This is a genomic window from Cupriavidus pauculus, assembly GCF_002858765.1.
Lineage (GTDB): Bacteria > Pseudomonadota > Gammaproteobacteria > Burkholderiales > Burkholderiaceae > Cupriavidus > Cupriavidus pauculus_B.
In genome coordinates, this window is the sequence record NZ_PJRP01000005.1 from 83,180 (window position 1) to 100,260 (window position 17,081).

Annotated in this window: 14 protein-coding genes and 1 pseudogene; 11 read left to right on the plus strand and 4 right to left on the minus strand. The window is 67.7% G+C overall.

The features are described from left to right. Positions 1 to 95 precede the first annotated feature (95 nt). A protein-coding gene (gene prfB / locus CYJ10_RS13065) for a peptide chain release factor 2 (protein ID WP_146002036.1) occupies positions 96 to 1,200 on the minus strand; the annotation gives its coding sequence in 2 pieces (ribosomal slippage) (positions 96 to 1,118 and positions 1,120 to 1,200; 1,104 coding nt in all). A 242-nt stretch (positions 1,201 to 1,442) separates the two neighbouring features. Here prfB and CYJ10_RS13070 point away from each other — a divergent pair. After that, entirely contained in the window at positions 1,443 to 2,177 is a 735-nt protein-coding gene (locus CYJ10_RS13070; protein ID WP_374703263.1) for a peptidoglycan DD-metalloendopeptidase family protein, read from the plus strand. Between the two features lie 42 nt (positions 2,178 to 2,219). Here CYJ10_RS13070 and recJ read toward each other — a convergent pair whose 3' ends face one another. Together recJ and CYJ10_RS13080 are read right to left on the minus strand one after the other, a co-directional pair. Further along, a complete protein-coding gene (recJ, locus tag CYJ10_RS13075) occupies positions 2,220 to 3,920 on the minus strand; it encodes a single-stranded-DNA-specific exonuclease RecJ (RefSeq protein WP_101681929.1) in 1,701 nt (566 codons plus the stop codon). Between the two features lie 46 nt (positions 3,921 to 3,966). Further along, positions 3,967 to 5,088: a hypothetical protein gene (locus CYJ10_RS13080; protein ID WP_101681930.1), complete on the minus strand. Its 1,122-nt coding sequence runs from the start codon at positions 5,086 to 5,088 to the stop codon at positions 3,967 to 3,969. 102 nt (positions 5,089 to 5,190) lie between these two features. Between CYJ10_RS13080 and CYJ10_RS13085 the strand changes: the two genes are divergently transcribed. From CYJ10_RS13085 to CYJ10_RS34700, 6 genes and pseudogenes are all read left to right on the plus strand, one after another. Next, a complete protein-coding gene (locus CYJ10_RS13085; RefSeq protein WP_101681931.1) occupies positions 5,191 to 6,441 on the plus strand; it encodes a lipoprotein-releasing ABC transporter permease subunit in 1,251 nt (416 codons plus the stop codon). Next, a complete protein-coding gene (locus tag CYJ10_RS13090) occupies positions 6,434 to 7,177 on the plus strand; it encodes an ABC transporter ATP-binding protein (RefSeq protein WP_257993296.1) in 744 nt (247 codons plus the stop codon). The genes CYJ10_RS13085 and CYJ10_RS13090 overlap by 8 nt, the downstream gene beginning before the upstream one ends. Before the next feature lie 16 nt (positions 7,178 to 7,193). After that, positions 7,194 to 8,021 (plus strand): TatD family hydrolase, encoded by an 828-nt coding sequence (locus tag CYJ10_RS13095; protein ID WP_101681932.1) that lies wholly within the window; start codon positions 7,194 to 7,196, stop codon positions 8,019 to 8,021. Between the two features lie 156 nt (positions 8,022 to 8,177). Continuing rightward, positions 8,178 to 8,840: pseudogene (locus CYJ10_RS34690) on the plus strand (ComEC/Rec2 family competence protein). After that, the gene (locus tag CYJ10_RS34695) at positions 8,807 to 9,376 is read left to right on the plus strand and encodes a ComEC/Rec2 family competence protein (protein WP_257993323.1); all 570 of its coding nucleotides are present in this window, start codon (positions 8,807 to 8,809) and stop codon (positions 9,374 to 9,376) included. Before CYJ10_RS34690 ends, CYJ10_RS34695 begins: the two are co-directional and overlap by 34 nt. Positions 9,377 to 9,537: 161 nt before the next feature. Next, the gene (locus tag CYJ10_RS34700; protein WP_257993297.1) at positions 9,538 to 10,395 is read left to right on the plus strand and encodes a ComEC/Rec2 family competence protein; all 858 of its coding nucleotides are present in this window, start codon (positions 9,538 to 9,540) and stop codon (positions 10,393 to 10,395) included. A gap of 6 nt (positions 10,396 to 10,401) precedes the next feature. Here CYJ10_RS34700 and CYJ10_RS13105 read toward each other — a convergent pair whose 3' ends face one another. Then, positions 10,402 to 11,451 carry a MurR/RpiR family transcriptional regulator gene (locus CYJ10_RS13105; RefSeq protein WP_257993298.1) on the minus strand — a complete coding sequence of 350 codons (1,050 nt, stop codon included), beginning with the start codon at positions 11,449 to 11,451 and terminating at the stop codon, positions 10,402 to 10,404. Positions 11,452 to 11,755: 304 nt separating this feature from the next. Between CYJ10_RS13105 and edd the strand changes: the two genes are divergently transcribed. From edd to CYJ10_RS13125, 4 genes are all read left to right on the plus strand, one after another. Then, positions 11,756 to 13,681, plus strand: coding sequence for a phosphogluconate dehydratase (gene edd / locus CYJ10_RS13110; protein ID WP_101681933.1), 1,926 nt, complete (start codon positions 11,756 to 11,758; stop codon positions 13,679 to 13,681). A gap of 149 nt (positions 13,682 to 13,830) precedes the next feature. Then, complete coding sequence (locus tag CYJ10_RS13115) at positions 13,831 to 14,355, plus strand: gluconokinase (RefSeq protein ID WP_101681934.1); 525 nt, start codon at positions 13,831 to 13,833, stop codon at positions 14,353 to 14,355. Positions 14,356 to 14,597: 242 nt separating this feature from the next. Beyond that, positions 14,598 to 16,073 (plus strand): circularly permuted type 2 ATP-grasp protein, encoded by a 1,476-nt coding sequence (locus tag CYJ10_RS13120; protein ID WP_101681935.1) that lies wholly within the window; start codon positions 14,598 to 14,600, stop codon positions 16,071 to 16,073. A gap of 33 nt (positions 16,074 to 16,106) precedes the next feature. Beyond that, positions 16,107 to 17,060: an alpha-E domain-containing protein gene (locus CYJ10_RS13125; protein WP_101681936.1), complete on the plus strand. Its 954-nt coding sequence runs from the start codon at positions 16,107 to 16,109 to the stop codon at positions 17,058 to 17,060. The last annotated feature ends 21 nt before the right edge of the window (positions 17,061 to 17,081 follow it).

A 17,081-nucleotide genomic window follows, 5' to 3' on the forward strand; every position in this document is an offset into this window, starting at 1 on the left:
CGACTCCGGGATGGAGACTCTTGGTATTTGTCGCGCCGCCATGCCGGCACGGGGCAGGCATGGCGGCGCGGCTGCGGCTGCAGGTCCGGCTGATGTTACAGGCCCTGTTTCAGGCTGGCCTCGATGAACGGGTCGAGATCGCCGTCGAGTACCTTCTGCGTGTTGGACATTTCCACGTTGGTGCGCAGGTCCTTGATGCGGCTCTGGTCCAGCACGTACGAGCGGATCTGGTGGCCCCAGCCCACATCGGTCTTGCCGGCTTCGAGCTTGTCGGCCTCGGCCTGGCGCTTGCGCATCTCGTGCTCGTACAGGCGCGATTTCAGCATCGACATGGCTTCGGCGCGGTTGCGGTGCTGCGAACGGTCGTTCTGGCACTGCACGACGATGCCGGTCGGGATGTGCGTGATCCGCACGGCCGAATCGGTCTTGTTGATGTGCTGGCCGCCCGCGCCCGATGCGCGGTACGTATCCACGCGCAGGTCGGCCGGGTTGACCTCCACCTCGAACGAATCGTCCACCTCGGGGTAGACGAACACCGACGAGAACGACGTATGGCGACCGCCCGACGAATCGAACGGCGACTTGCGTACCAGGCGGTGCACGCCGGTTTCGGTGCGCAGGTAGCCAAACGCGTATTCGCCCTCGATCTTGATCGTGGCGCTCTTGATGCCGGCCACGTCGCCCTCGGACTCTTCCAGCACCTCGGCCTTGAAGCCCTTGCGCTCGCAGTACTTCAGGTACTGGCGCAGCAGCATCGATGCCCAGTCGCACGCCTCGGTACCGCCGGCGCCGGCCTGGATGTCGATGAAGGCGTTGGCCTGGTCCATCTCGCCCGAGAACATGCGGCGGAATTCCATGTCGGCGACGATCGCCTCGAATCCCTGCACGTCGGCGTCGATCGATTCCAGCGTCTCGTCGTCACCTTCCTCGCGCGCCAGCTCGAACAGCTCGTCCGTGCCGGAGAGGTCGTCGGTGAGCTTGCCCAGCGTCTGCACGACGGCTTCGAGCGCCTTCTTTTCCTTGCCCAGGTCCTGGGCACGCTTGGGGTTGTTCCAGACGTCCGGGTCTTCCAGGAGTCCGTTGACTTCGTCTAGGCGGTTTTCTTTGACATCGTAGTCAAAGATACCCCCGTAGATCTTCCGTTCGCGAACGGAGATCGGAGATGGCACCGGAGATGGCGTTGAGGCGTTCTGCTTCCATTGATATTCCTAGTAATTCTGCGCTTGCAAAACGTGGAATTATAGCGGATTGGCGACGCGAATCCGGTCTGCATGCCACCCGGATTGCAGTCAGGGCGCCGCGCTGGCGGGGGAATCTGCTGAACTGTTCGCAGTGCGAACGGTCTATTGCGTGACTTTCCCCTCTTTTCGCCGCAAGGTTTCGTTCCAACTTCGGCGACAATAGCGGCCACGATCAGGAGTTTCCCCGTACGCATGACAGGAATCCACGCAGTCCATCACGACGTGACGCGCCCGCAGGGTGCGCGCCGGCGCACGCTGGGGCGTCTGGCCGCGATCTCGCTGGCCGCCATGCTGGCCGCCTGCGGCACCACGCCCAGCGAGCCCGCGCCCGAAGGTTATTACCGCGTCGAGCGCGGCGACACGCTGTACTCGATCGCCCGGCGCCACAACCGCTCGGTGGCCGATCTGGCGCGCTGGAGCAACATTTCCGATTCGAGCCAGATCGAAGTCGGCCAGCTGATTCGCGTCAAGCCACCGGCCGGCGCCGGCATCTCGGCCGCCAAGGCCGCCGACAAGCCTGCCGTCACATCCGCCCCGCGTGCCGCCGCCCCCGACACCACGCCGTCGAAGCCGCCCGCCAGCGCCATCCGCCTGCAATGGCCGGCTGACGGCCGCGTGACAGGCAGCTTCGCGCCGCCGGCGGAGAAAGGGTTGCGTATCGAGGTGCCCGCGGGTGGCAAGGTGCGCGCCGCGGCGCCCGGCTGGGCGATCCACGTGGGTACGCTGCGCGGTTACGGCCAACTGGTCATCATCAAGCACAACGACGACTGGCTGACCGTGTACGGCAATCTGGACCGCCCGCTGGTCAAGGAAAACGACCGGATTTCGGCCGGCCAGGACATCGGCAGCATGAACAACGCCAACGAACTGCACTTTGAAGTGCGCGGCAACGGCAAGCCGGTGAACCCGGCCAGCTACCTGCCGTCGCGCGGATAACATCCCGGGCCCGGCGCCGCCGGGCGGCCGGGTGACGCTGGCCTACTGTGCGTGTTCCACCACCAGCTGCACGCGCGTCACGCCGTTGAACGTGTTGTTGTCGAGCCGGTAGGCCACCAGCGCGCTGGCACCGTCCAGCGCGTCGGCGTGGTTGAACCAGATCGCGTCGAAGCGCTGGCTGCCACGGCCCAGTTGCAGTTTGAGGTGCTTGCCTTTCAACACGGTCTGGCGCAGCACCTCGAACTCGCCCGAGAACGTGGGCGGCGGAAAGCCCTGGCCCCACACCTGGCCCTCAAGCATGGTCACAAATTCGGGGCTGAAGCAGCCGTCGTCGATATCGCCGTCAGTCTCGATCACGCGGGCCAGCTGCTCTTCACTGAGCCATTCGCGGCCCACGGCCTCGAAGGCCGCCACGAAGGTGTCGAAATCCTTCGTGCGCACGGTCAGGCCGGCCGCCATGGCGTGACCGCCAAATTTCACCAGCAGGCCGGGATGGCGCTTGGACACCAGGTCCAGCGCATCGCGCAGGTGAAAGCCCGGAATCGACCGGCCAGACCCCTTGACGTGCTCGTCGTCGCCGGGCGCAAAGGTGATGGTCGGACGGTGGAATTTTTCCTTGAGCCGTGAAGCGACGATGCCGATCACGCCCTGGTGCCAGGTCTCATGGAACACGCTCACCGTATAGCGTGACGCCGGATCGAGCCCGGCCAGCGGCTGCTCCAGGATCTGCAGCGCTTCCTGCTGCATGCCGGCCTCGATATCGCGGCGCTCGCGGTTCATGCCGTCCAGTTCCTGGGCGATTTCCCAGGCGCGGTTGGCGTCGTCGGTCAGCAGGCACTCGATGCCCAGCGACATGTCGGCCAGGCGGCCCGCCGCATTCAGGCGCGGTCCTACCCCAAATCCCAGGTCGAACGTATTGGCGCGCGGGGCTTCGCGGCCAGCTGCCCGGAACAGGGCGGCCACGCCGGCATGCATCCGGCCCATGCGCATGCGCTTCAGGCCCTGCGCCACCAGGATGCGGTTGTTGGCGTCGAGCTTGACCACGTCGGCCACGGTGCCCAGCGCCACCAGGTCCAGCAGCGTCTGCAACGGCGGCTGGGTGTCCTTGGTGTACACCCCGCGCTGGCGCAGTTCGGCCCGCAGCGCCAGCAGCACGTAGAACATCACCCCCACGCCTGCCAGGTTCTTGCTCGGGAATTCGCACCCGGGCTGGTTCGGATTCACGATCACGGCGGCGTCGGGCAGCACGGCACCCGGCAGGTGGTGATCGGTCACCACCACGTCGATGCCGCGCGCGTTGGCGGCCGCCACGCCGTCGACGCTGGCGATGCCGTTGTCGACCGTGACAATCACGTCGGGCCGCTGCTGCGCGGCCAGTTCGACGATCTCGGGCGTCAGGCCATAGCCGTACTCGAAACGGTTCGGCACGATGTAGTCCACCTGTGCCCCCAGCATGCGCAGCCCGCGCACGCCCACGGCGCAGGCCGTGGCGCCGTCGCAGTCGTAGTCGGCCACGATCAGCAGCTTGCGTTGCGCGGCGATAGCGTCGGCCAGGTACGCGGCGGCGTGGTCGATCCCCTTCATGGCGGAAGGCGGCAACAGTCCGGGCAGTTCGGTGGCCAGTTCGGCCGGGTCCAGCACGCCGCGCGCGGACAGGATGCGCGCCAGCGTGGGGTGCAGGCCGGCGGCGGCCAGCACGTTGGCGTGGTCGTCGGAATAGGAGCGGATGGCAATCCGGGTCATGATCTTTGTTCCGGTAGCGTTCAGGCGTTCGGGCGCATCCAGGCGTCTAGGCGGCCATGGCCAGGTTCGACAGCAGCGCGCGCCAGTCGCCGCGCGCGCCCAGGCCGCGCCAGAACTTGCGCAGGTCGGCCCGCGTGACCGTGAATTCGGCAAAGTGGTTCTCGCCACCCAGCACCAGCGTGATGGCTTGCACCTGGCCGGTGGTCAGCGCATCGAGCACAGGCTGGAACCATTCGGCGTCCAGCGCATGCATCCGTTCCAGCCACAGGCCCCAATCGGATGCGATATGGGCCTCGGTGGCGCTGTCCAGCAGGCACATGACGCTGCCGTCGGTATTCGCCACGTCGGCAAAACGGGTCGGCTGCGGGCCGAGCCGGCTGCCGGCGGCCAGCGCCAGGCCGGCCATGAACGGGTCGCCGGTCAGAACGGTGTCAGCCAGCTTGCGGGCGGTGCCCGCCTTGCCGCCGCCATGCAGCCAGACCGAATTGACCGGCAGGCGGCCTTCGGCCTCGCGGGCGTCGTTCACCGGATGGCCGTGCCAGGTCATCTGGATCTCGTTCTGGAACCGGCGCCAGTCGCGGGCGCGCGGCCCGGCCTGCATCCAGATATCGATATTGCGGCCGGTGGCGCGCACCGGCGTGGTGGCCGTCAGCTCGCCGAAGGTGCCCTCGGGAACATACCAGCGGGCCGGGTGGGGCGCTTCGAGCGGGATACCGGTTTCATCGAACAGTTCGGCGATGGCGGCACGCAGCGTGTCGGCTTCGTCGGCGCGGATGTCGAGCTGGTCGGGGTGCATCAGCACCAGGTGGTCGCGCGCGGCGTGGATATGCACCGGCTGCAGGCAGGCCCAGCCGGCGCCGGCGTCAGGACTGGCTTCGGCAGGCAGGCCAGCGGCGGCGCGGTCGGCCAGCCGCATAAAGGGCGCAGTCGGCACCTGGGTGGTATCCAGGCCGGCACGGCCGGCCAGCCAGCGTTCCTGCGGCAGCGTACGCAGGTAGGGATCGTCGTGCGCTTCGCGGGGTCCCGGGGTGGCACGCGTCAGCAACTTTCCAAGCGCGGGCAACTCCAACTGGCGCAGCAGCGCGCCAGGGACGACATCGTCCGTGGCGTCGTCGCCGGCGCCAGGCGGGACGGAAAAAGGCACAATCAGGGTCAGGTGCGTCATCATGGTTGCCGAGATTGTAAACTTCCGGCTGGCCGGCGCCAGTCTTCCGTCACCCCCGGGTGGCAAAATTGGCGCCGACGCGTTTCCAGAACAACAGGACTCCTCTTGAACTTTCCTTACGAGTGGCAGATCGGCTGGCGATATACCCGCGCAAGCAAGCGCGCCAGCCGCAACACGTTCATTTCGTTCATCTCGATGATCTCGATGCTCGGCATCGCGCTGGGCGTGGCCGCCCTGATCGTCGTGCTGTCGGTCATGAACGGTTTCCAGAAGGAGGTGCGCGACCGCATGCTGTCGGTGCTGTCGCACATCGAGGTCATCGGGGCAGGGCCGCTGCAGGACTGGCAGAAGACCGCCGCCGAAGCCGAGCGCAACAAGGAAGTGATCGGCGCCGCGCCCTATGTGGCGGCGCAGGCCATGCTCACGCGCGACGACGCCGTACGCGGCGTGCTGCTGCGCGGCGTGGACCCGAGCCAGGAACCCAAGGTGTCGGAAATCGGCAGCCAGTTTCGCGCCGGCAGCATGAACGCGCTGGTGCCGGGCGGCTTCGATATTGCGCTGGGCGGCGAACTGGCCAACGCCCTGGGCGTACGCGTGGGCGACAAGGTCACGCTGGTGGCGCCGCAGGGCACCATCACGCCGGCCGGCATCCTGCCGCGCCTGAAGCAGTTCACCGTGGTCGGCATCTTCTCGTCCGGCCACTATGAGTTCGACAGCGCGCTGGCGCTGATCAACATGGAAGACGCCGAACTGCTGTTCCGCCAGAACGGCCCGACCGGCGTGCGGCTCAAGCTGCAGGATATGCAGCGCGCGCCGCAGGTGGCGCAGGAGTTGTCCACCACCATGTCCGGCGACCTGTACCTGCGCGACTGGTCGCGCCAGAACCGCAACTGGTTTGCCGCCGTGCAGACCGAAAAGCGCATGATGTTCATCATCCTGACGCTGATCATCGCCGTGGCGGCCTTCAACCTGGTGTCGACGCTGGTCATGACCGTGACCGACAAGCAGGCCGACATCGCCATCCTGCGCACGATGGGGGCCCAGCCGCGCTCGATCATGAAGATCTTCATCGTCCAGGGTGTGGCCATCGGCTTCATCGGCACGGTGCTCGGCGTGCTGGGCGGCACGCTGATCGCGACCAATATCGACGTGATCGTGCCGTTTATCGAGCGCGTGCTGCACGTGCAGTTCCTGCCCAAGGACATCTATTTCATCAGCGAATTGCCTTCGGACCCCCGCGTGAACGACATCGCCACGATCGGCATCATCTCCTTCGTACTGGCCACGCTGGCCACGCTCTACCCCAGCTGGCGTGCCGCCCGCGTGAATCCGGCGGAGGCCCTGCGCTATGAGTGACACGACGCTGATTCCGGACGCGGCGGCCGTGCCCGCCGCATCGATCCAGACCGGCGGCTCGCCGGTGCTGGTGGCCGAGGGGCTGACCAAGCGCTTCCAGCAGGGCGGGCTCGATGTGGAGGTGCTGCGCGGCGTGGATGTGCGCGTCAATGCCGGCGAGAAGGTGGCCATCGTGGGGGCGTCGGGGTCGGGCAAGTCGACGCTGCTGCATGTGCTGGGCGGTCTCGACAACCCCGACGCCGGTCGCGTGGCGCTGCTGGGCAAGCCGTTCACGTCGCTGCGCGAGAAGGAGCGCAACATCGTGCGCAACCGCTCGCTGGGCTTTGTCTACCAGTTCCACCATCTGCTGCCGGAATTCACGGCGCTCGACAACGTGGCGATGCCGATGCGCATCCGCGGCCAGACCGAGCGCCAGGCGCGCGAGGCGGCCCAGGCCGTGCTGGACCGCGTGGGCCTGGGTGGCCGCGCGAAACACCGCCCCGGCGAGCTGTCGGGCGGCGAGCGCCAGCGCGTGGCCATTGCGCGGGCCCTGGTGGGTCAGCCAGCCTGCGTGCTGGCCGACGAGCCCACCGGCAACCTGGACGATCACACCGCCGGCGGCGTCTACGACCTGATGCTTGACCTGTCGCGTACGCTGGGCACGAGCTTCGTGATCGTGACGCATGACATGGACCTGGCAGGCCGCTGCGACCTCGTGTTCAGGCTGCGCGACGGGCACCTGCACCAGGAACGCTGACCCGCGACGCCATCCCATGTGGATCGATACCCATTGTCATCTGGACGCCCGCGAGTTCGATGCCGACCGCCAGGGCGTGATCGAGGCCGCCGTGGCCGCAGGCATCTCGGGCATCGTGCTGCCGGCCGTGGCGGTGTCGAACTTCGACGCCGTGCGCGCGCTGGCCGGCGAGGGATCCCGCTGTGTCTACGCGCTGGGCATCCATCCGCTCTGCACGTCGGGTGCCGGGCAGGCCGATCTCGACGCCCTGCGGCAACAGGTGGCGGCGTCGATCGACGATCCGCGCCTGGTTGCCATCGGCGAGATCGGGCTCGATTTCTTCGTGCCCGGCCTGGACGCCCAGCACCAGACCTGGCTTTACACCGAGCAACTCAAGATTGCCCGCGAATTCGACCTTCCGGTGCTGCTGCACGTGCGCAAGTCGCAGGATCAGGTCTATGCCGGCCTGCGCCGCGTGGGCGTGCGGCAGGGTATCGCGCATGCCTTCAACGGCAGCCACGAGCAGGCGCGCCGCTATGTCGAGCACGGCATGAAGCTTGGCTTCGGCGGCAACGTGACGTTCTCGCGGGCGAAGCAGATCCGGCGCCTGGCCACGGAGCTGCCCATCGAGGCCATCGTGCTAGAAACCGATGCCCCCGATATCGCCCCGGCCTGGCTGTCCGACGACCAGTTCGGCGAACAGCACAAGGCGCGCAACACCCCGGGCGAAGTGGCCGGCGTGGCGCGCGTAATGGCCGAATTGCGAGGTCTGCCGGAGCGCGCACTGGCGGACGTCATGTGGCGAAATTCCGTGGCGGCGTTGCCCCGCCTGGGCGCGTTCGCGGACATCATGGCGCCGCGGTAGGCATCGTTTTTTCGCCATTTATGGTGCCGTTCTGGTGCCAGGCCGCCCGGGTCGATGCAGATTTAACGTATTGACACAACGGCGCATCATTCGGACACGTTTTTCCCTTCCTTTGCACGGTACAAAGCCCCCTTCGTGACATCGATCGAGGGCTTTATGCGCTTGCTGTTGCTGGCGTTCGTGGCGGGGTGCTGGCTGCTGCAACAGCAGGGCGCGCTGCCGGGGCGCGCCGAATGGCTTGCCGGGTCGGCGGTTGCGGTGGGGCTGACTGGCGTGACATGGGCATCGGCGCGCTTGCCTGGCCGATGGGCGCGGCGCGGGCGGCTGGTACTGGGCGCCGCATTGGCGCTGCTGGTCGGCCTGGGCTGGGCCGCCTGGCGCGCGGATTCGCGCATCGACCGCTGGCTGCCATCGGATATGGCGGGCAAGGATCTGGTGGTGGAAGGCATCGTCGCGGGGCTGCCCGATGCCGCGCCGCACGGCACGCGTTTCCTGTTCCGCGTCGAGCGCTAGCCGGACGGCCCGGCGGGACACGGGCTACCGGAGCGGCTGCTGCTGACTTGGCGCGACGAGGTGTCCGGCGACGCCGTTGCATCCAGCGAGTCTGTTGAGGCGGGTCGGCTGCGGCCGGGCCAGCGCTACCGCCTTGCCGTGCGCCTGCGCCTGCGCCGTCCGCGCGGGCTGGCAAATCCGCACGGCCTCGACTATGCGTACTGGTTGCTGGCCGGCGGCGTGCATGCCACCGGATACGTGCGGGGCGGCGGCTGCGCCGTCCGTTGCCGCTGGTGTGGCCGGCGCAGAAGGCCGCGCTGGTGGTGACCGTGCTGGCCGCGCTCGGCTATGGCAGGATCGCCGGCATGCAGATTCCGGCGCTGCGCACCGTGGCGATGCTGGTCGTGGCGGCGTTGGCGCTGTGGAGCGGGCGGGCCACGCCGCTGTCGGTGGTGCTGGCGTGGGCGGCCGGCATTGCGGTGGCGATCGATCCTTGGGCGGTCATGTCGCCGGGCTTCTGGCTGTCCTTCGGTGCGGTAGCGGTGATCTTTCTCCATGCGCGCGATCCGGAGGATCAACAAGCGGCGCACGGCACGCGAGGTGAGCGGGGGCGAATGGCGCGGCTGCGCGCGGGTGTCGTCGACGCGGCGCGTACCCAGTGGGCGGTGACCATCGGCCTTGTGCCGCTGACGCTGCTGCTGTTCGGCCAGGTGTCATTGGTGTCCTGCGTGGCCAACGCGGTGGCGATCCCGGTGGTGAGCCTTCTCGTGACGCCGATGGCGCTGGCGGGGGGGGCGCGCTGCCGACGACGCTTGCCACACCGTTGCTGGCCGTGGCGCACGCCGTGCTGGGCTGGCTGGTGAGCGGGTTGGCGTGGATGGCCGCACCAGCGTGGGCCGTGTTGCCGCGTATCAAGTGGCCGCGCATCGGATGGTCTCAAATCGAACGGCTGCAAACCACTGGCCCAAGGACGACGAGTCCGCGAACCGGATGGCCAATCCCGCGCTGGGCTGGCGCCGGCCTGATGCTGCCGATACTGATGACGGGGCGCGCCGCAGTGGCCGAAGGCGAGATGCGCGTGACGGCGCTCGATGTGGGGCAGGGCACGGCGGTGCTGGTGGAAACGCGGCGGCACGCGCTGCTGTACGACGCCGGTCCCGCCTACGTGTCAGGGACCAGTGCCGGAGGGCAGGTTGTCGTGCCGTTCCTGCGTGCGTCGGGGGTTCGCAGGCTGGACATGCTGATGGTCAGTCACGAAGACGCCGACCATGCCGGGGGCGTGAGCGATGGCATGCAGGCGGTGCCGATCGGGTCGCGGCTGACTGCCGCGCCGCCTGGGCATCGGCTGTTGGCGGGCGGGGTGGGTGCCGACTGGGACCCGTGCGTGAGCGGCGCAGGCTGGCAATGGGATGGGGTGCGGTTCGATATCCTGCATCCCACGACGGAAGAACTGGCCGCCGGCAGGCTCCAGAGCAATGCACGCAGTTGCGTGCTGCGTGTGGCCACGGCGCGGCGCAGCGTGCTGCTGACCGGGGATATTGGTGTGCGCGAGGAACTGGGACTGATCGGCCGACATACGCCGGACGCGTTGCGTGCCGACATCCTGCTGGTGCCGAATCACGGTAGTGGCACGTCATCGCATGTGGCGTTCCTGCGCGCTGTACGGCCGGAATTGGCGATTTTCCAGCTCGGGTTTGTAAACCGCTACCGCCATCCGCGCGAAGACGTCTGGCGGCACTACGAGCGGGCGGGGGTCGCCCGCTATCGGACGGACGAGACTGGTGCGGTATCGATCGTGACGTCGGGCGACGCGCGTGAGGCCGTGCCGTATCGGCAGCGCTATCGGCGCTACTGGCGCGATGGGCCGCCCGCGCCGCGTTGATACGCGTCAGTCAGCGCGTGCGGGCGCCTTTTTGCTCGGCTTGGTCGGCTTGACCGTGGGGCCGGTGCGGGATTTGGTGCTGGCCTTCGCGCTCGTACTTGCGCTGGGCTTGGCTGCGGCTTGGCGGACCTTGGCTGGCTTCCGGGCTGCTGGTCGGGTGGCGACTGGCTCGGTGCCGTCGCCGGTGTCGTCCACCTGGTCCGCCAACGCGGCCGGTTCCGCGCCGGCAATGCGCCGCTCGCGCAGATGGGCCTTGGCGCGCTGCAGGCCGCCTGCCACGGCATCGGCGCGTTCCAGTGCCACGCCGGCGGCCAGCACATCGCCCAGCACCAGATGGCAGATGCGCGACGTCATCGGCGTATAGACCTCGCTGTCCTCTTCGACATCGGAGAAGACGCAGACGTCGGCCAGCTTGGCCAGTGGGGATCCGCTGTGGGTCAGCGCCAGGACGCCGGCGCCGCTGCCCCGGGCCAGCGTGGCGGCGGCCAGCATGTCCCAGGTGCGGCCGCTGTTCGATACCAGTACGGCGACATCGCCCGGCCGCAGCAACGCGGCGGACATGCTGAACACGTGCGAATCGGAGTAGGCCGTGGTGGGAATGCCCAGGCGGAAGAACTTGTGCTGGATGTCGAGCGCGACGATGCCCGAGTTGCCGCAGCCGTAGAACTCGATGCGCCGCGCGCTGGCCAGCAGGCGGATGGCGTGTTCGATCTGGTCGGCGGACAGCGCGTTGCGCACGGACATCAGCGTGGCGATGGTGCGGTCGAACACCTTGCCGGCGATGTCGGCGGGGCGGTCGTTGGCTTCCACGTCCTGGTGCACGAACGGCGTGCCGCCGCCCACGTTCTGGGCGAACTGGAGCTTGAACTCCTTGAAGCCGTCGTAGCCAAGCGCGGCGCAGAAGCGCGCGATGGTCGGCTGCGAAACGCCGGCACGTTCGGCCAGTTCCGGCATGGTCAGCCGGATGACGCTGGCGCCGTGGCGGGCCACATAGTCGGCCAGCCGGCGTTCGGACGGGCGTAGCGTGTCGTAGACGGCAAGGATTCTGTCGCGCATGGTGAAGGTCGTGCGGGAAACGGTGCGTGGGAGTTGTGACGCGGGCCGTGGGTGGCCGCGCCTTTGAATTATGTAGAGATTCTACACATTCACCTGTCAGATTCGCAGCCCCCGAAACTGGGTTTTCATCCTAGGATTTACCCGGATTTGCGCGCATAACGCCATTTCTACGCGATGACAAGGCTTCCGGCTGTGTGTTGGCCGTGGCTATAATGTAGAAAATCTACAGATTCGGTGGCCTGCAATGACATGTTCTAACCTGTCGCGCGGTTGTCCGGATCGCCCCACGAGGATCCATTCCGCCATGACCCAAGCCGCCAAGGGCCACGTCCGCGCCGAAGTTTCGGCCGTCACCGACCGCATCGTCGAACGCAGCCGCGCCAGCCGCGCCGCCTATCTGGCACGATGCGAGCGCGCCCAGCAAGACCTGGGGCCGCTGCGCGGCATGTCGTGCGCCAACCTGGCCCACGGTTACGCGGCACTGCCCACCGACGACAAGCTCAAGCTGCGCGTGGAACATGCTCCCAACCTGGGCATCGTCACGGCTTACAACGACATGCTGTCGGCCCACCAGCCCTACGAGCGCTATCCGGCCGTGATCCGCGAGGCCGCGCGTGCGGTCGGCGCCGTGGCGCAGGTAGCGGGCGGCGTGCCGGCGATGTGCGACGGCATCACGCAGGGCAATGCCGGCATGGAGCTGTCGCTGTTCTCGCGCGATGCCATCGCCATGAGCACTGCCGTGGCGCTGTCGCACAACACGTTCGATGCCGCGCTGATGCTGGGCGTCTGCGACAAGATCGTGCCGGGCCTGTTGATGGGCGCGCTGCAGTTCGGCCACCTGCCGGTGGTGTTCGTGCCGGCCGGCCCGATGGCCTCGGGGCTGTCGAACAAGGAAAAGGCGCGCGTGCGCCAGCTTTATGCCACAGGGCAGATCGGGCGCGATGCGCTGCTCGAAGCCGAATGCGCGGCCTACCATGGCGCCGGCACCTGCACGTTCTACGGCACCGCCAACAGCAACCAGTTCCTGATGGAAATCATGGGCCTGCACATGCCGGGCGCAGCGTTTGTGCATCCGGACAGCGGCCTGCGCGATGCGCTGACCACGGCGGCGGCGCAGCGGGCGCTGGCGCTGATCGCGCGGGGCCGCGAGTACACGCCGCTGGCGCAGATCGTCGATGAGCGGGCCGTCGTCAACGCCATGGTCGGGCTGCTGGCCACGGGCGGCTCCACCAACCACACGATCCACCTGGTGGCCATGGCACGTGCCGCGGGCATCGTGATCGACTGGAACGATTTCGACCGCCTGTCGGGCGTGACGCCGCTGCTGGCGCGCGTCTATCCGAACGGCTCGGCCGACGTGAACCACTTCCATGCCGCGGGCGGCGTGGCCTACGTGATCGGCCAACTGCTCAAAGCGGGCCTGCTGCACGAGGATGTGAACACCGTGGTGGGCCGCGGCCTGGCGCGCTACACCGAAGAGCCGGTCATGACCGATGGCGCGCTGCGCTGGCGCGACGGCCCGGCTACCAGCGGCGACGCCGCCGTGCTGGCGCCGGCATCGGCGCCGTTCTCGGCCGAAGGAGGCCTGCGGTTGATGGCCGGCAACCTGGGGCGTGGCGTGATCAAGGTCTCGGCCGTGACCAGCGAGCATCGGGTCGTGGAGGCACCGGCGCGCGTGTTCGATTCGCAGGAGGCGCTGCAGGCCGCGTTCGAGGCCGACGAACTCAATCGCGACGTGGTGGCCGTGGTGCGCTTCCAGGGGCCGAATGCCAACGGGATGCCCGAATTACACCGGCTGACCCCGGCGCTGGGCGCGCTGCAGGACGCCGGCCACAAGGTGGCGCTGGTCACTGATGGCCGCATGTCGGGCGCGTCGGGCAAGGTGCCGGCCGTGATCCATGTGGGCCCGGAGGCGCTCGTGGGTGGCCCGCTGGCCCGCGTGCGTGACGGCGACGTCATTCGCGTCGACGCCATGGCCGGTACGCTTGAACTGGTAGGCGATGCCGGCGTCCAGGCAGATTTCGCCGCACGGACGCCGGCACCGGCGCCGGCCGACGATTTCGCGGACTTCAGCATGGGCCGTGGCCTGTTCGGACTGTTCCGGCGCCATGCCCGCATTGCCGAGGAGGGTGGCAGCGCGCTCGACCTGTCCGAGGCCGATGCCCCGGCGATTGCCACGTCGGCCACGTCCGGTGCGGCTGTCAAAACCGCGTCCGCCGTCGCACAATAGGCGGACGTCCAGGCCCGACTCGCTTTCAGACATCCCGTATTCCCCGCGGCGCTGGTGCCCCGGGGCACTGCCGGGCCACGCCGACGCGTGGCCGGCGGCTACCGACAAGGGTGGCAATACCACCCGACACCATGTTCGATGGAGCAGACATGATCTATATCCTGATGGGCGTTTCCGGCAGCGGCAAGACCACCGTGGGCCAGTTGCTGGCGCAGCAGTTGCACTGCGGCTTCCATGATGCCGACACCTTTCACAGCGAGGCCAACAAGGCCAAGATGCACGACGGCGTGCCGCTGACCGACGAAGACCGCTGGCCGTGGCTGGCCGCCATGCGCGCGGCCATCGATACGGCCCGCGCCGAGGGGCGCACCCATGTGTTCACCTGCTCGGCGTTGCGCCAGACCTACCGCGACCGCCTGACCCCCCCCGATGGCGGCGTGACGTTCGTGTTCATGAAGGGCGACGCCGCGACGATCGGCGGCCGGCTGTCGGCCCGCGCCGACCACTTCTTCAATCCGGCGCTGCTGCAGAGCCAGTTCGATACCCTGGAAGAGCCCCAGGACGCGCTGGTGCTCGATATCCGCCGCGCGCCCGAGGTGCTGGTCGAGGACATCTTGACCAAATGCCCGCCGGAGTCGGTTTCTTGCACCGGCCAGGCGAAGACCGCGCACTGACCCCTGCACCATGGCCGGCCACGCGTGGCTGGCAAGCATCTTGCTAAACCGTTTTGCGTACCGGCGCATGTCTTGTGCATGCAACCCCTTGCGGGATTTGCCGGTGCGGATATGCTGGAAGCGTCGACTCGACGAGGCATCGATAAACGGGTGGCCGGCGGTATTGCCGTGCAGCAAGGCCGAGGAGTAGTCAGGCGGCACGGACCGCGGCAGGCGCCCATTTCCACGAAGGAGCGGCCATCATGGCGGCGCGGTTTTTCGACGAGATGCTGGAAGGGCGAGAGGACGGCACGGTGACGGCCGTCGAGGCCGGGCAGGTGTTGCCGCCAGGGGCGGTCCGGTCCCACTACCGAAGTTTTGCGGACTGGCTGGGCCGGCAGTCCGTGTCCACCATGGACAACAAGCGCGCGGAGGCGGACCTGATCTTCCGGCGCGTGGGCATCACCTTCGCCGTCTACGGCGACAAGGACGAGTCCAACAGCGGCACCGAGCGGACCATTCCGTTCGACGTGATCCCGCGCGTGTTCCCGGCGAGCGAGTGGGCCACGCTGGAGCGCGGCCTGCGCCAGCGGGTGGCGGCGCTGAACCGGTTCATCCACGACATCTACCACGGGCAGGACATCATCCGCGCCGGCGTGATTCCGCCCGACCAGATCTACAACAACGCCCAGTACCGGCCCGAGATGCTCGGCATCGACGTGCCGCGCGACATCTACGCCCACGTGGCCGGCATCGACGTGGTGCGCGCGGGCCAAGGCGAGTTCTACGTGCTGGAAGACAACCTGCGCGTGCCGTCGGGCGTGTCGTACATGCTGGAAAACCGCAAGATGATGATGCGGTTGTTCCCCGACCTGTTCGCGCGCAACCGCGTGGCGCCGGTGGCCCACTATCCCGACCTGCTGCTGGACATGCTGCGCAGCGTCTCGCCGCAGAACATCGCCGATCCCACCGTGGTCGTGCTCACGCCGGGCATGTACAACTCGGCGTACTTCGAGCACGCGTTCCTGGCCCAGCAGATGGGCGTGGAACTGGTGGAAGGCAGCGACCTGTTCGTCGAGGACGACCACCTCTACATGCGCACCACGCAGGGGCCGCAGCGGATCGACGTGATCTACCGCCGCGTGGACGACGACTTCCTCGATCCGCTCGTGTTCCGGCCCGATTCGGCGCTGGGCGCGGCGGGGCTGCTGTCGGTCTATCGCGCCGGCAACGTGACGATCTCCAATGCCATTGGCACCGGCGTGGCCGACGACAAGTCGATCTATCCGTACGTGCCCGACATGATCCGGTTCTACCTGGGCGAAGAGGCCATCCTGTCGAACGTGCCCACCTACATGTGCCGGCGGCCCGACGACCTGCAATACGTGCTAGACCACATGGCCGACCTCGTCGTGAAGGAAACCCACGGCGCCGGCGGCTACGGCATGCTGGTGGGCCCGGCCGCGACAAAGGCCGAGATCGACCAGTTCCGCGAGGTGGTCAAGGCGCGGCCCGAGCAGTACATCGCCCAGCCCACGCTGGCGCTGTCCACGTGCCCGACCTATGTGGAATCGGGCATCGCGCCGCGCCATATCGACCTGCGGCCGTTCGTGCTGTCGGGCAAGGAGGTACGTATGGTGCCGGGCGGGCTGACGCGCGTGGCGCTGCGCGAGGGGTCGCTGGTGGTGAATTCCTCGCAGGGCGGCGGCACCAAGGACACCTGGGTGCTGGAACGCTGAAGCCGAACACACTGATCGCCGGGAGAACCCATCATGCTGAGCCGAACCGCCGACCACCTGTTCTGGATGGCCCGCTATACCGAGCGCGCGGAAAACACCGCGCGCATGCTCGACGTCAACTACCAGACCTCGCTGCTGCCGCAATCGGCCGAAGTGGCCGAGCAGGGCTGGTGGGCGATGCTCGACATCTCCGAGCTGACCCAGGCCTACGACCACAAGTACGGCCTGTTGCACCGTGACGACGTGATCGACTTCATGGTGCGCGACATGACCAACCCGTCGTCGATCATGAGCTGCCTGCGCGCGGCGCGCGAGAACGCGCGGGCGGTGCGGGGGTCGCTGACCACCGAGGTCTGGGAAACCATCAACACCACGTGGCTGGACGTGCAGCGCCTGATTGCCGATGGCGACCTGCACGACGATCCATCGCGCTTCTTCGAGTGGGTCAAGTTCCGTTCGCACCTGGCGCGCGGCGTGCAGTTCGGCACCATGCTCAAGGACGACGCGTTCCACTTCATGCGCCTGGGCACGTTCCTGGAGCGCGCGGACAACACGGCGCGGATCCTGGACGTCAAGTTCCAGGCGTCGGGCCGCGACGACAGCGATCCGAACCGCGAGCAGAACGATTTTTACCATTGGGCGGCCGTGCTGCGGTCGGTGTCGGGCTTCGAGGTCTACCGCAAGATCTACCGTGCCGTGATCACGCCCCAGCGCGTGGCCGAACTGCTGATCCTGCGGCCGGACATGCCGCGCTCGCTGGTGTCGAGCCTGGACGAAGTGGTGGCGATCCTGGCGCTGGTGGCCAACCAGCAATCGTCGGAGACCGAGCGCCAGGCTGGTAAACTCCACGCTGACCTCAAATACGCGCGCATCGACGATATCTTCGCCGTCGGCCTGCACGCCTACCTGACCAGCTTCCTGGAGCGCATCGGCGATCTCGGCAATGGCATCAGCCGGGATTTCCTCGTGCCGTTGCTGGCCGCCTGAATCGTCATGGATGTGCCCGGC

Coding starts and splice junctions, on each gene's coding strand:
- recJ (WP_101681929.1), bottom strand. CDS start 3,920: ATGACCCGGATTGCCATCCGCTCCTATTCCGACGACCACGCCAACGTG.
- CYJ10_RS13080 (WP_101681930.1), bottom strand. CDS start 5,088: ATGATGACGCACCTGACCCTGATTGTGCCTTTTTCCGTCCCGCCTGGC.
- CYJ10_RS13090 (WP_257993296.1), top strand. CDS start 6,434: ATGAGTGACACGACGCTGATTCCGGACGCGGCGGCCGTGCCCGCCGCA.
- CYJ10_RS13095 (WP_101681932.1), top strand. CDS start 7,194: ATGTGGATCGATACCCATTGTCATCTGGACGCCCGCGAGTTCGATGCC.
- CYJ10_RS34700 (WP_257993297.1), top strand. CDS start 9,538: ATGCTGCCGATACTGATGACGGGGCGCGCCGCAGTGGCCGAAGGCGAG.
- CYJ10_RS13105 (WP_257993298.1), bottom strand. CDS start 11,451: ATGCGCGACAGAATCCTTGCCGTCTACGACACGCTACGCCCGTCCGAA.
- edd (WP_101681933.1), top strand. CDS start 11,756: ATGACCCAAGCCGCCAAGGGCCACGTCCGCGCCGAAGTTTCGGCCGTC.
- CYJ10_RS13115 (WP_101681934.1), top strand. CDS start 13,831: ATGATCTATATCCTGATGGGCGTTTCCGGCAGCGGCAAGACCACCGTG.
- CYJ10_RS13120 (WP_101681935.1), top strand. CDS start 14,598: ATGGCGGCGCGGTTTTTCGACGAGATGCTGGAAGGGCGAGAGGACGGC.
- CYJ10_RS13125 (WP_101681936.1), top strand. CDS start 16,107: ATGCTGAGCCGAACCGCCGACCACCTGTTCTGGATGGCCCGCTATACC.